The organism is Vibrio tetraodonis (genome assembly GCF_003350295.1).
Classification (GTDB): Bacteria; Pseudomonadota; Gammaproteobacteria; order Enterobacterales; family Vibrionaceae; genus Vibrio; species Vibrio tetraodonis.
The window spans coordinates 1-14,022 of record NZ_QLYY01000026.1; the positions used below are offsets into that span (position 1 = coordinate 1).

The 14,022-nt window shown below is 43.3% G+C and carries 13 protein-coding genes, 1 tRNA gene and 1 rRNA gene; 3 read left to right on the forward strand and 12 right to left on the reverse strand.

Annotation, left to right across the window (positions count from 1 at the left end; all coding sequences use genetic code 11):
• Positions 1-151: 151 nt before the first annotated feature.
• Positions 152-267: ribosomal RNA gene (gene rrf, locus DPF90_RS18335) — 5S ribosomal RNA — on the forward strand.
• A 32-nt stretch (positions 268-299) separates the two neighbouring features.
• Positions 300-376: transfer RNA gene (locus DPF90_RS18340), tRNA-Asp, on the forward strand.
• 250 nt (positions 377-626) lie between these two features.
• Here DPF90_RS18340 and DPF90_RS18345 read toward each other — a convergent pair.
• Positions 627-1,919, reverse strand: a complete 1,293-nt coding sequence (locus tag DPF90_RS18345) for a cation:proton antiporter (protein WP_114787767.1) — start codon at positions 1,917-1,919, stop codon at positions 627-629.
• Between the two features lie 168 nt (positions 1,920-2,087).
• Here DPF90_RS18345 and metH point away from each other — a divergent pair, with 168 nt between their 5' ends.
• The gene (metH, locus tag DPF90_RS18350) at positions 2,088-5,765 is read left to right on the forward strand and encodes a methionine synthase (protein WP_114787768.1); all 3,678 of its coding nucleotides are present in this window, start codon (positions 2,088-2,090) and stop codon (positions 5,763-5,765) included.
• Positions 5,766-5,827: 62 nt separating this feature from the next.
• Here the strand turns inward: metH and mgtE are convergent, their stop codons facing one another.
• The 11 genes from mgtE to DPF90_RS18405 all read right to left on the reverse strand — a co-directional run bounded on the left by mgtE (position 5,828) and on the right by DPF90_RS18405 (position 14,011).
• Positions 5,828-7,183: a magnesium transporter gene (mgtE, locus tag DPF90_RS18355; protein WP_114787769.1), complete on the reverse strand. Its 1,356-nt coding sequence runs from the start codon at positions 7,181-7,183 to the stop codon at positions 5,828-5,830.
• Between the two features lie 114 nt (positions 7,184-7,297).
• On the reverse strand, positions 7,298-7,576 hold the full coding sequence (locus tag DPF90_RS18360; RefSeq protein WP_114787770.1) for an HPr family phosphocarrier protein: 279 nt from the start codon (positions 7,574-7,576) through the stop codon (positions 7,298-7,300).
• A gap of 3 nt (positions 7,577-7,579) precedes the next feature.
• The gene (rapZ, locus tag DPF90_RS18365) at positions 7,580-8,443 is read right to left on the reverse strand and encodes an RNase adapter RapZ (protein ID WP_114787771.1); all 864 of its coding nucleotides are present in this window, start codon (positions 8,441-8,443) and stop codon (positions 7,580-7,582) included.
• Positions 8,443-8,889, reverse strand: a complete 447-nt coding sequence (gene ptsN / locus DPF90_RS18370; RefSeq protein WP_114787772.1) for a PTS IIA-like nitrogen regulatory protein PtsN — start codon at positions 8,887-8,889, stop codon at positions 8,443-8,445. Before ptsN ends, rapZ begins: the two co-directional genes overlap by 1 nt.
• 5 nt (positions 8,890-8,894) lie before the next feature.
• Complete coding sequence (gene hpf, locus DPF90_RS18375; protein ID WP_114787773.1) at positions 8,895-9,182, reverse strand: ribosome hibernation promoting factor; 288 nt, start codon at positions 9,180-9,182, stop codon at positions 8,895-8,897.
• Positions 9,183-9,207: 25 nt separating this feature from the next.
• Entirely contained in the window at positions 9,208-10,668 is a 1,461-nt protein-coding gene (locus DPF90_RS18380) for an RNA polymerase factor sigma-54 (RefSeq protein WP_114787774.1), read from the reverse strand.
• Between the two features lie 54 nt (positions 10,669-10,722).
• Complete coding sequence (gene lptB / locus DPF90_RS18385; protein ID WP_114787775.1) at positions 10,723-11,448, reverse strand: LPS export ABC transporter ATP-binding protein; 726 nt, start codon at positions 11,446-11,448, stop codon at positions 10,723-10,725.
• 2 nt (positions 11,449-11,450) lie between these two features.
• Entirely contained in the window at positions 11,451-11,948 is a 498-nt protein-coding gene (gene lptA / locus DPF90_RS18390) for a lipopolysaccharide transport periplasmic protein LptA (protein WP_114787776.1), read from the reverse strand.
• On the reverse strand, positions 11,929-12,492 hold the full coding sequence (gene lptC, locus DPF90_RS18395; RefSeq protein ID WP_114787777.1) for an LPS export ABC transporter periplasmic protein LptC: 564 nt from the start codon (positions 12,490-12,492) through the stop codon (positions 11,929-11,931). Before lptC ends, lptA begins: the two co-directional genes overlap by 20 nt.
• A complete protein-coding gene (gene kdsC / locus DPF90_RS18400) occupies positions 12,489-13,046 on the reverse strand; it encodes a 3-deoxy-manno-octulosonate-8-phosphatase KdsC (RefSeq protein ID WP_114787778.1) in 558 nt (185 codons plus the stop codon). The genes lptC and kdsC overlap by 4 nt, the downstream gene beginning before the upstream one ends.
• On the reverse strand, positions 13,046-14,011 hold the full coding sequence (locus tag DPF90_RS18405; RefSeq protein WP_114787779.1) for a KpsF/GutQ family sugar-phosphate isomerase: 966 nt from the start codon (positions 14,009-14,011) through the stop codon (positions 13,046-13,048). The genes kdsC and DPF90_RS18405 overlap by 1 nt, the downstream gene beginning before the upstream one ends.
• Positions 14,012-14,022 lie beyond the last annotated feature (11 nt).

Here is a 14,022-nt window from a genome sequence, read left to right on the forward strand (position 1 = left end):
GGGTGTGTAAGCGTTGTGAGGCGTTGAGCTAACCTGTACTAATTGCCCGTGAGGCTTAACCATACAACACCCAAAGGGTTTTGTTGTGGACTCAACTAGAACATTGAATGTGTAAGAACGAAGAAACAGCTTTCCGAATTAACAAATTTTGCTTGGCGACCATAGCGTTGTGGACCCACCTGACTCCATGCCGAACTCAGTAGTGAAACGCAATAGCGCCGATGGTAGTGTGGGGCTTCCCCATGTGAGAGTAGGACATCGCCAGGCTTTATATTTAGACTCAAGAGTCTAACCAGTGCGGAGCGGTAGTTCAGTTGGTTAGAATACCGGCCTGTCACGCCGGGGGTCGCGGGTTCGAGTCCCGTCCGCTCCGCCACTTTTTCTAAACCCCAGCAGCAATGCTGGGGTTTTCTTTTATCCAACACCTCTATTTTATTGCTTTCCAGTAGACACTGTTCCTCAAGCTTAATCGATGGCTTTGATATTTAAGCTATAGGAATCTGTAGGATACGAAGATGTTGCTTCTCTATGATTAGAAGTTTAGATATTTCGTACTAGTGTTAAGATCTCTGAGAAAAGCAGAAAGGCTCTGATAGAGCCTTTCTGTTAATAGTTGGATATGATGATTAGTTATTATCCGACTCCATCTCTTTTTCAGCAAGCTTGGCTTTTTCTATCATAGGGGTAATCGTTGAACCCTGAACTAAGATGGAAAACACTACGACTGAGTAAGTCATAACGAGGATAATTTCTTTCACGTCGATGAGCTTGTCTTGAATAACCCAAATGCCTGAGGGAATAGAAAGGGCCATAGCTAGAGCTAAACCGCCCCGTAAACCGCCCCAAGTCAGGATCTTAACTGACCATGGGTTGTATTTTCTATGCCGTTTAAAGCCGATATACGCAAGGAAAACACTTAGGTAACGCGCGCCCAGTACTAGGGGTACGGAAAATGCCATTAAGATCCAATCTTCTTCATGGAATTCAAACAGTAGCATGGACATACCGATCAAAAGAAACAGCACGCCGTTTAAAAACTCATCGACGAGTTCCCAGAAGTGATCAAGGTGGTCTTCACTCTCTTTAGAGAAACCAATAAATCGAGTCCAGTTGCCGATCATAATTCCAGATACAACCATAGCAAGCGGCCCTGAAACGTGCAGAACTTCTGCAAATGCATAACCAGCCGTAGGCACACCTATCGTTAGCAGTAACTCCATTGAGTGATCGTCGGTTGAGCTGATGAGGTAATGGAATAGCAATCCAAGAGCAAATCCATATACGATGCCACCAATAGCTTCTTGGATAAACAGCATAGTGACGCTACCTACTGTTGGAGCTTCACTACCAAATGCTATGGTGAACAGCGTGACGAATATAACTAAGCCGAAACCATCGTTAAATAAAGATTCTCCCTCGATTTGAGTGGAGATACGCTCAGGTGCGTCTAGTTTTTTGACAATAGCAAGAACGGCAATAGGGTCGGTCGGTGAAATTAGTGCGCCAAAGAGCAAGCAATATACAAGGTCAAATTGAACACCGAGCAGCTGGCAGAAACCATATAGGACAAAACCGATGAAAAAGGTTGAGAATAATGTAGCGCCCAATGCGAGAACGGTAATCTCCCACTTTTGATTCTTTAAGTGAGGTAACTTAATGCCTAAACCACCAGCAAACAGTAGAAAACCCAATATGCCTTTGAGTAGAAAGTCTTCAAAATTAATACTCGATACGGTATCAGAAGCAATTTCGGTCAGATGAAACCAGTTGTTTTGTCCAGCGATTAGAATAAGAAGAGATAGGACCATAGAGCCTGCCGTAATAGCAATGGTTGTTTGCATCTTTCCTATCTTGCTGTTTATAAAGGCAATAAACATTGCGGCGGCAGATAAAAAACAGAGAGTGTAGTAAACCGACATTGGGATCTCAAAGTGTGACAAATTATGACTGAGAATTCTCTTCTCGACGTGATTAAATAGCAAACGTTTTTTGTCATTCTTAGGTGAGAAATTTAGTCGTTTAGACGTCTAGACTCCTTTTAAAACTGTGATAGGATGGCTGAATAAGGAAAGTAATGGGGCTGTATAGTGGGAAGTAATATAAGGCAAGAGATAGAAACTCAGTTAAAACATCGCATATTGCTTATTGATGGTGGTATGGGCACCATGATTCAGGGGCATAAACTAGAAGAAGTAGACTACCGTGGAAAGCGTTTTGCTAATTGGCACTGTGATCTTAAAGGTAACAATGATCTTTTAGTATTAACTCAACCAGATTTGATTAAGGCTATCCACTGTGAGTATCTACAAGCAGGTGCTGATATCCTTGAAACCAATACGTTTAATGCTACAACAATCGCCATGGCCGACTACGATATGGAAAGCTTTAGCGAAGAGATTAACTACCAAGCGGCAAAACTAGCCCGCGCAGCGGCTGATGAATGGACAGCAAAGAATCCACAAAAGCCTCGTTATGTTGCCGGCGTACTTGGTCCCACCAATCGCACTTGTTCTATTTCTCCAGATGTTAATGACCCAGGTTACCGCAATGTAAGTTTTGATCAGTTAGTTAGTGCTTACTCAGAATCCACCAAAGCTCTTATAAGAGGTGGCTCTGATCTAATACTTATTGAAACCATATTTGATACGTTAAATGCCAAAGCTTGTGCATTCGCAGTTGATAGTGTTTTTGAAGAATTTGGTCTGGCATTGCCTGTCATGATTTCTGGCACCATCACAGATGCATCAGGCAGGACACTATCAGGACAGACAACAGAAGCTTTCTATAATTCTCTTCGCCATGTAAAGCCTATTTCATTTGGTCTTAATTGTGCTCTTGGTCCTGATGAACTTCGTCCTTATGTCGAGGAATTGTCCCGTATTGCAGAATCATTTGTTTCTGCCCACCCGAATGCAGGGTTACCTAATGCTTTTGGCGAATATGATCTATCTCCTCAAGACATGGCAATGCATGTTAAGGAATGGGCTCAGAGTGGTTTTCTCAATTTAATCGGTGGATGTTGTGGTACAACCCCTGAGCATATACGCCACATGGCGGAGGCAGTGGAAGCTATCACACCTCGTCAGTTGCCAGAGCTAACCGTAGCGTGCCGTCTTTCTGGATTAGAACCGCTGACCATAGAGAAAGACACTTTATTTGTGAATGTGGGTGAACGAACTAATGTGACAGGTTCAGCACGTTTTAAACGTTTGATAAAAGAAGAGTTATACGATGAGGCGCTCGATGTTGCTCGTCAGCAAGTGGAAAATGGCGCTCAAATTATCGATATAAACATGGATGAGGGTATGCTTGATGCAGAGGCATGCATGGTGCGCTTCCTCAACCTGTGTGCTTCAGAGCCTGAAATATCCAGAGTTCCAATTATGGTTGACTCATCTAAATGGGAGGTCATAGAAGCAGGGCTTAAGTGTATCCAAGGCAAGGGGGTTGTGAATTCTATTTCCTTGAAGGAAGGGAAAGATAAGTTTATTGAGCAAGCAAAACTTATTCGCCGCTATGGCGCTGCGGTTATTGTCATGGCGTTTGATGAAGTTGGTCAGGCAGAAACTCGTCAGAGAAAGTTGGAAATCTGTACTCAAGCATACCGAATTTTGGTTGATGAAGTGGGTTTCCCTGCAGAAGATATTATCTTCGATCCTAATATATTTGCCGTTGCGACGGGTATCGAAGAACATAACAACTATGCGGTCGATTTCATTGATGCGGTTGCGGATATTAAGCGCGATCTTCCTTATGCGATGATTTCAGGTGGTGTGTCCAACGTTTCTTTTTCATTTCGGGGCAACAATTACGTCCGTGAAGCCATTCATGCTGTGTTTCTTTACCATTGCTTTCGTAATGGTATGGATATGGGCATAGTGAATGCTGGCCAGTTAGAAATCTATGACAATGTTCCTGAAAAGCTTAGAGAAGCTGTAGAAGATGTGGTTCTTAATCGCCGTGATGACGCAACCGAACGATTACTAGACATCGCTGCCGGATACGCACAAAAAGGGGTCGGTAAAGAGGAAGATGCTAGCGCACTTGAGTGGCGAACCTGGCCCGTAGCCAAACGGTTAGAACATGCCTTGGTGAAAGGTATTACGGAATTTATTGTTGAGGATACCGAGGAAGCACGCATCAACGCAGCTAAGCCTCTTGAGGTGATTGAAGGTCCTTTAATGGACGGTATGAATGTGGTCGGTGATTTATTTGGTGAGGGTAAGATGTTTCTTCCCCAAGTGGTGAAGTCTGCTCGAGTGATGAAGCAAGCTGTCGCACACTTAGAACCCTTCATCAATGCCGAAAAACAAGCCGGATCTTCTAACGGTAAGATACTGTTGGCAACGGTTAAAGGCGATGTTCATGATATAGGTAAAAACATCGTTGGGGTCGTTTTACAATGCAACAATTACGAAATTATTGATCTGGGCGTAATGGTGCCATGTGAGAAAATACTCAAGGTCGCCATAGAAGAAAATGTCGATATTATAGGCTTGTCCGGTTTGATTACCCCTTCTCTTGATGAAATGGTCCATGTAGCTAAAGAAATGGAGCGTCTTGATTACCACTTGCCGTTATTGATAGGCGGAGCGACAACTTCTAAAGCTCACACCGCAGTCAAGATAGAACAAAATTATCGCCATCCAGTTGTGTATGTGAACAATGCGTCGCGTGCTGTGGGTGTTTGTACATCCCTACTTTCTGACGAGTTACGCCCAGCCTTTATTGAAAAGCTAGATGCAGATTATGTGCGAGTTCGCGATCAACATAATCGTAAGAAGCCGCGCACTAAGCCAGTAACACTTGAACAAGCACGAGAGAATAAAGTAGCCATCGATTGGGATAGCTATACTCCACCGGCTCCGGCAAAACCTGGGATACATGTGTTTGATGATTTTGATGTCGCAATTCTTCGTCGTTACATTGACTGGACTCCATTTTTTATGACTTGGTCTTTGGTCGGGAAATATCCGGCAATTTTTGAACATGAAGAGGTTGGAGAAGAAGCTAAAAGATTGTTTGCCGATGCTAATGAATTGCTTGATAGAGTTGAAAGAGAGGGACTATTAAAAGCTCGCGGCATGTGCGCGCTTTTCCCAGCGGCAAGTGTTGGTGATGATATTGAAGTTTATACCGATGAGTCTTGTACTCAAGTTTATAAAACATTACATAACTTGCGCCAGCAAACTGAAAAACCTAAGGGCTACAATTACTGTCTATCAGATTATATTGCACCTAAAACTTGCGGAAAGTCCGATTGGATTGGCGCCTTTGCGGTGACCGGGGGAATTGGAGAACGTGAGTTGGCTGATGAATATAAAGCTAACGGAGATGACTATAACGCGATTATGATTCAGGCTGTGGCGGATAGGCTTGCAGAAGCGTTCGCCGAGTATCTTCATGAGCGAGTACGCAGAGAAATTTGGGGTTATGCTAAAGATGAAAATTTATCTAATGAAGAGCTGATAAGGGAGAAATATCAGGGTATTCGACCAGCGCCTGGCTATCCTGCGTGCCCTGAGCATACAGAGAAAGCAACGTTGTGGGAATTGCTCAACGTTGAAAAGACAATAGAGATGTCTTTAACCACAAGTTATGCCATGTGGCCTGGAGCTTCAGTCTCAGGCTGGTATTTTTCACACCCTGACTCGCGTTATTTTGCGATTGCTCAGATTCAGCAAGACCAAGTTGAGAGTTACGCGAAACGGAAAGGGTGGGATAATTTGGAAGCTGAGAAATGGTTAGGCCCTAATATCAACTAGTGTCTTTTAGAGGTCAAAAAAGCACAGTATGGACTGTGCTTTTTTTGAACGCTCTGGTTTGGCTAAATCATAAATGTCGCTAAGCCTAAAAATACCGATAAACCAATCACATCCGTGACGGTTGTTAGTGCCATTCCACCTGCAAGTGCAGGGTCAATCTTCATTTTTTTCAGTAGGATAGGAATGGTAACACCAGCGATGCCTGCCACGAGCAGGTTGGTTAGCATGGCTGCTGAGATAATTCCCCCCAACATCCAATTACCTTTCCAAGCGACCACAATACCACCTATGATTAGCGCCCACATGATCCCGTTTACTAGGCCTATGGCCGCTTCTTTGGCCAGTAGCTCACGCTTGTTTGCATCACCGATATGACCAAGCGCGAGTCCTCTTATTACAAGTGCTACGGTTTGATTTCCTGCTACACCTCCCATCGAAGGCACTATAGTCATCAGAACCGCAATCGCTGCCATTTGCTCTAACGTTGCTTCGAACATATTTGATACAGACGCCGCGGCCAGCGCCGCAAGCACATTCGCACCTAGCCAAATACTGCGTTTGCGAGCGGATTTAAATACGGGAGCAAAGGTGTCTTCATCATCATCCATACCCGCCATACTCATCATAGAGTGTTCAGCATCTTCACGAATAACATCTACGACATCATCAATAGTAATTCGGCCAACAAGATGCTGATGTTCATTAATGACAGGGGCCGAGACCCAATTTCGCCGTTCAAAAAGGCTAGCAATATCAGAGTCACTCATGGTGACTTCTATTGCTTCGTCAGCATCAGCCATAACGTCACTGACTTTGACATCAGGCTGTGTTGTGATCAGGGTTGTGATCGGCAGCTGACCAATAAGTTGACTGTCTTCATTTATCACGTAAAGCGCATCTGTTGCTTCAGGTAATTCCCCTTTTATGCGCAGATAGCGAAGAACAACATCGACATCGACATCACCACGAATGGTAATCACATCTGTGTTCATCAAGCCGCCCGCGCTATCCTCAGGGTAGGATAATGCTGTTTCGACCCTTAAGCGGTCGGAGATGTCCATTTGTGAAAGGACTTCACGCGAGACATCGTCAGGTAAGCTTCGCAGAACGTAGGCGACATCATCGGTGTCCATGCCTTCGGTGGCTTCCGCGAGCACTTCAGGCTCCATCTTTGAGACTAAAGCGTCTTTGACGTCTTCATTAAGTTCATCCAGAATTTCACCGTAATCTTCAGGATCGGTGAGTTGCCAAAGTACATCTCGGCTTTTTCGTGGAGAGGCTTCTAACAGATGGGCAATATCCTCCGGCTCCATGTCCTGAAGTTGTCGCCGGACATGGACAAATCGGCCATTTTCTAGAGCTTCTGAAACTTCTTGGAGGGCTTGGTGAGCTTGATCGAATTCAATTTGCTCTGCCATCTCTTCCCCCTGACTCTATCAGCTTACAATACGTCGAATAGTAACTTAATTTTAGTGTTTATTTAATAAGTTAATACAAAGGGAATGATTTTTCTTTTATCTTGGGTGAGAAAGTTATTCAGTCTCTTCGAATTTATCTTCGATCAGGTGGCAAATTGCATCAAGTGCGGGTTGAGCATCGTTACCTTCAGCGATAATCGTAACATGTTCACCTTGAGAGGATTCAAGCATGAGCAAGCCCATTACACTATCTGCACAAACTTCTTTACCCTCATGATTTTGTATTGTTAAGGTAACATCAAACGATTGAGCAAGTTCGACAAGTTTTACCGCCGCACGAGCGTGTAGCCCCAATCGGTTTTGGATAAGGACGGTTCTGCTCTCGTGTGGCATGGGTTATTCCTTGTGATTTTTTTCTAGACTTTTGTGGCGGATCTGAACTTGATGTCCAATTTGAGCGAAATGTTCACCAATCTGTTGGGCAAGATAAACTGAGCGATGTTGCCCGCCTGTGCAGCCGATGGCAACAGTCAAATAGCTGCGATTATTTTTCTCAAGTAAAGGTAACCAATTTTCTATAAAGGTCTCAATTTGTTTTTTTAAATCAAGTACATCTTGATGACTCTCCAGAAAAGCTTTGATAGGTGCGTCGAGTCCTGTCATTGGCCTCAATGCTGGCTCCCAGTGGGGATTGGGTAAAAAGCGCACGTCAAACACATAATCTGCATCACTAGGCAAACCATACTTATAGCCAAAAGACTGAAATACCATAACAAGATCTTTGCGTTCACGGCCTTCGATGCGCATTCTGACCATCTCACTCAGTTCATGCAGGGATTGATTGCTACTGTCAATCACTAAGTCTGCATGCTCTTTCAGTGGGGATAGGATACTACGCTCTTTCTCTATTGCTTGTTCTAAAGAGGTGTTTTCTTGGCTGAGTGTTAATGGGTGGATACGCCGCGTTTCGCTATAGCGTTTTAGTAGCGAACCTTTTTTAGCATCCAGAAACAGCAAACTCACATCAGAAGATTTTTTTAGCTTGGTCAGCACGTCAGTGAGTAAGTTAGGTTCTGTGGGTAAGTTACGAATATCAATACTGACCGCCACATTTTGTTTACTTGATTTGACTGATTTAACAAACTTGTCCAGTAGATCTATCGGTAAGTTGTCAACACAGTAATAGCCTAAATCTTCTAGAACACGGAGTGCTACCGTTTTTCCTGCTCCAGATTGTCCGCTGACAATGATAAGTCTCATTAGTGATTAACCATAATATCGTAGAGCTCTTGGTCGGATTTAGCTTTACGTAACTGTTTTAGGACTTGCTTGTTATTTAGCCTTTCAGCCATGCTTGAAAGGGTTTTAAGGTGCTCTTTACATTGGGCATCTGGTACTAGCAGAGCAAATAGTAGGTCTACCGGTCGATTGTCCACTGAATCAAATTCAATAGGAGATTCACATTGTAGTAGAACCGCAATGGCTTGGTCTGTTGAGTGCATACGAGCATGAGGTATGGCAATACCATTACCTATGCCAGTGCTGCCGACTTTTTCTCGGCTAAGCATACATTCAAAAAGCTCTGTGGGGTTTTGTCCAGTGCGCATCGCGACGATTTCACTGATCATCTCGAGAGCTCGTTTTTTACTAGTGCATTGGACTGCACTTTTGGTGCAGTCCAATGAGAGTATTTCACTTAATCGCATGATATTTAGTGTGTATTCAGTTTTTCTTTGTGTTTGTTTAATTGTCTAACCAATTTGTCTACCAAAGAGTCGATTGCAGCGTATATGCTTTCTTCATCCGCAGATGCATGAATCTCTCCTTGGTTGACGTGAAGGGTAGCTTCGGCGATCTGGCGAAGTTTTTCAACTTTTAGAACAACATGTACGTTGTTTATATGGTCAAAAAATCGCTCAAGCTTTTGAAACTTTTCATTGACATAGTCTTGCATTGAATCGGTAAGCTCAATGTGGTGGCCATTTATATTGATTTGCATAGACTTTCCTTCTTGGTTAAAGGCCTTAAAGTAGGCGTTTGCGCTGACTCGAAGGGGCGATGCCTAGAGATTCTCGGTATTTCGCTATGGTTCGTCTAGCGACCTGAATCCCCTGGTCAGCAAGTAGAGCTGCAATCTTACTGTCACTGAGTGGTTTGGCACTATTTTCGGCAGCAACCAACTTTTTGATCAAAGCTCGGATTGCAGTGGATGAACACTCTCCACCATTATCAGTGCTTACATGGCTAGAAAAGAAATATTTTAATTCAAAAATACCTCTCGGAGTGTGCATGAATTTCTGGGTCGTTACCCTTGAAATTGTCGATTCGTGCATATCGACATCCAGAGCGACATCATTGAGTACCATGGGTTTCATTGCTTCTTCCCCATACTCAAAGAAATCACGCTGATGTTCAACGATACATTTTGCAACCTTTAACAAAGTTTCATTTCTGCTTTCTAGACTTTTTATCAGCCATTTCGCTTCTTGTAGATTGGAGCGAATATATTGGCTATCGGAGCTGTTCCCCTTTCCTAAAGCTGCATAATGTTGGTTTACTTTCAGTCTGGGTATAGAGTCAGGGTTTATGGTTACCCGCCATTTACCATGCTCTTTAAATACAGATACATCTGGAATGACATATTCAGCGTGCTCTGCTGCAATACGACTGCCAGGTCTTGGGTCCAATTGTTGGATTAAATTTAAGGCTTCTTTAAGATCGGACTCTTTTAGCTTAGCATCTCTTATAATCAGCTTATAATCGCGATTGCCTAGCTGATCAATATGTTCAGTCAGCACTAATTGAGCTTCTTTTAGCCAAGGAGTATCCTCGGGGAAAGCGGCAAGCTGCAGTAGCAGGCAATCTTGCAAATTATTTGATGCAACGCCTAAGGGATCAAACTGCTGAATACGCTTGCGGACGGCTTCAATTTCATCAAGCTCAATTTCTTCATGGTTAAAGCTTTCGAGAATATCTTGGGTCGATATTGTGAGGTAGCCATAGTCGTCTATAGCGTCAATTATCGCCATAGCTATGGTTCTGTCCGTGTCACTAAATGGGGTTAAATCCAACTGCCAAGTAAGGTAATCATGTAGTGATTGAGTGGTTTCACCTTGGTATACGGGAGTGTCGTCATCTAAAGCTAAGCCAGTACTGCCTGTATTCGCGCTGTACACATCTTCCCATGTTGTATCAATTTCGAGTTCTTTACTTATTTCTGAAGTTTCGATAAGTTCTGAACTGTCTTTCACCTCTGGCTCTGTGACTTCAGAACTACTTTCTTTTTCTTCCCTCACTGACTTTTCTTCGGGGTTTGTATTGTCTTCTGAGTTCTCTTCTACTTCTAACAGAGGGTTGGAGTCCAAGGCTTCTTGAATCTCTTGCTGGAGATCCAGAGTAGATAGTTGCAGCAAGCGAATGGCTTGTTGCAACTGTGGGGTCATTGCTAACTGTTGTCCTAGCTTGAGTTGTAATGAGGGTTTCATTCAGTATTATTTGCCTTAGAAGATGCTATAGAATCTTATCGTTCTTCAGTTTAATCATAGACGGAATTGTTCACCGAGATAAACTTGTTTTACTTGTTCATTGTTAAGCACTTGATCTGGCGTACCTTCAGCAATCAAGTGCCCTTGGCTGACTATGTATGCTTTTTCACATACATCCAATGTCTCACGCACATTATGGTCTGTTATAAGTACACCCAACCCACGATCACGTAAGTGTTCAATGATCTTTTTGATATCGATGACTGAAATAGGATCGACACCAGCAAAGGGCTCATCTAACAAAATAAACTGAGGATTGGCGGCAAGAGCTCTGGCGATTTCTACGCGTCGACGTTCCCCGCCAGAGAGTGCCATACCTGCACTGTGTCGAATGTGCTGAATATGAAACTCCTCAAGTAAATCTTCCAGTTTGTCTTGTCTTTGCTCGCGTGTAAGCTCGTCACGAGTTTCCAGAACTGCCATGATGTTATCTTCAACTGACAGTTTGCGAAAGATAGAAGCTTCTTGCGGTAAGTAGCCAATTCCCATTCGAGAACGGCTGTGCATAGGAAGGATACTAATATCTTTACCGTCAATGGTAATGGATCCCTCATCGCGAGCGACAAGACCAACTATCATGTAAAACGACGTGGTTTTACCAGCACCATTGGGGCCGAGTAGACCAACAATTTGCCCTGAAGTCACTTCTAGGCTTACATCGCTGACAACTCGTCGGTTACCGTAAGTCTTTGCTAAGTGCTCTGCTTTTAATTTTGCCATAGTTATTCTTGAATCGTTTGTGGCTGAAGGATTGTTTTTACACGCTCACCCGTTTGATTTCCATCTGCGATAAGCTTCTGATCAGAAATTTTGTATCGAATTTTTTTGCTGCGTATTTCACTATCATCCTGAGATAGCATCGCTTTTTCTATCATGATCAATTCGTCTTTGACGACTTTGTAGTAGAGCTCTTTTGCTTCACCATAAAGTGTTTTTCCATCGTCAGTGAGCTGTGAAAAAGTGGCAAGATCGCCATACCCTTCTATTTCCTGAATTGTACCATCCTTTGGGTTGCGGGTGACGATAACCTTATCCGCATTAATATTGATACTTCCTTGCTTGAGTGTGACCTCTCCTATAAAGGTCGCTTTATTGCTTTGCATATCAAGCTGCTGAGTTGCAGAATTGATATAGGCTGGTTGATCTAGGTCAGTCGACAAGGCAAAGACTGGTCCTGAAATTAGTAAAAAAGAAATTAGGCTAAGGTGTGACAGTTTCATATCTACTTTGTACGTTATTGTATAGGGTTGCATTATTCTCGGCAAAGTTACCTTTCATCGCTTGACCTACGGTTTCAAATTGTGGTCCGACCAAAGTAACTTGGTTATCAGCCCAAAAGTCACGATTATCCAGTTGAATGCTCAGTATTTCGGTTGACATAGTATCAAAACCTGATTCAGGCAGTAGGTTTTTTGCAAGTACATTTGTTCTCAGAGTCAGGACATGGTCTTTATCCAAGGTGCCCTGTTCAGCTGTGACCTCCCACTCATGTGTCGTTCCCTCTCTGTAAACTTTTAAGACTGGGTGATCAAAAATGGTATTACCGCTTGTGGCGTAGTGGTCAAGTCTAACAGAGGTAATGACATAGCTGCGAATACCTTGCTCGTTGAATGAGGTGTTGGTTAGGTTTTCACCGCTAAACATGGGTAGTTCAGTGTTTGGTTCAACCTGTATGTCGTACCCATCGCTTCTCTCGATCAAATAGTATGTTGACCAAGAAATAACGAATGCCAGCAAAAGGTAACCGATACGAGATAAGCTCATATACTCAGACCTTGATGGACTTCAAGTTCATTACGAGACTGTAAGATAAGGTCACAGACTTCTCTGACAGCACCATGCCCGCCAAGTGTTTTAGTGACATAGTTTGCTCGCTGTACCAATAAGGGATGACCGTCTGCTACGCACACTTTTAATGCCACTTTTTCCATTACGGGCCAATCGATGAGATCATCGCCGATGTAGCCAGTATGTTTTGGTGATATTTTCAACTTATCACATATGTCTTGATAGGCCTGTAGTTTGTCATCCTGACCTTGGTAGACCAGCGATATGCCAAGAGCGTGCATGCGATTTTCCACAATGTTTGACTGTCGTCCGGTGATGATTGCGACTTCGATACCTGCGTTCATCAGTGACTTAACACCATACCCATCTCTGGTGTGGAAAGTTTTTAATTCTTCACCATTATTACCCATGTAAATGAGCCCATCAGAAAACACACCATCCACGTCGCAAATCAACAACTTAACACTTTTGGCAATATTAAATGTTTTTGGTTCCACTGGTTTGTATAAAGTTTGAATCATAGTCGACATTACATGACTCCTGCTTTCAATAGGTCATGCATGTTTAGTGCACCCACTACTTTATCTTTATCACACAAAATAAGACCATTTATCGACTTATCTTGCATTAAGTTGAGCCCTTCTGCGGCAAGAATGTTGGGATTAGCTGTCGTTGGGTGAGTGGTCATGACGTCGCTGATTTTTGCGTTATGTATGTCAACACGTTTGTCGAGTATTCGGCGCAGATCACCATCAGTAAAAATACCGACCAGTTTTTGATTCTCGTCAACGACTGCTGCCATCCCAAGACCTTTTTGACTAATGACTAACAATACGTCTCTAACAAGGGTTTCGGGTTTCACTAGAGGAAGCTTGTCACCTGTGTGCATAATATCAGAAAGCCTCAGTAATAGCTTTCTTCCTAAAGCACCTCCTGGGTGTGATAAAGCAAAATCTTCAGCTGTAAAACCGCGAGCTTGAAGTAAAGCGATCGCCAAGGCATCTCCCATAGCCAGAGTGGCTGTTGTACTGGCAGTTGGAGCCAGACCTAAAGGACATGCCTCTCTAGGAACGGTGACTTGCAGGTGATAGTCAGACAATTTCGCCATCGTCGAAGAAGGTTTGCCTGTCATACTTATGACTTTAATGTTTAATCTTTTGAGTACTGGAAACAAAGCTAGAATCTCTGAGGATTCACCAGAGTTAGAGATCGCAAGGAGAATATCTCCAGCTTTTATCATGCCGAGATCGCCATGAGCGGCTTCGCCTGGATGAACAAAAAATGCTGAGGTACCTGTGCTAGCAAGTGTGGCTGCAATTTTTTTTCCAATATGACCAGATTTTCCCATACCCATGACCACAACTTTCCCATCATGGTTGGAGAGAATAAGCTCACAAGTATCTGCAAAATTATCATTTACATATTGTTCGAGCTGTTCAAGAGCCTCGATCTCTGTATTCAACACTGCAAGGGCAGCGGAGCGAAAGTCAAACATGTCAAACTCCC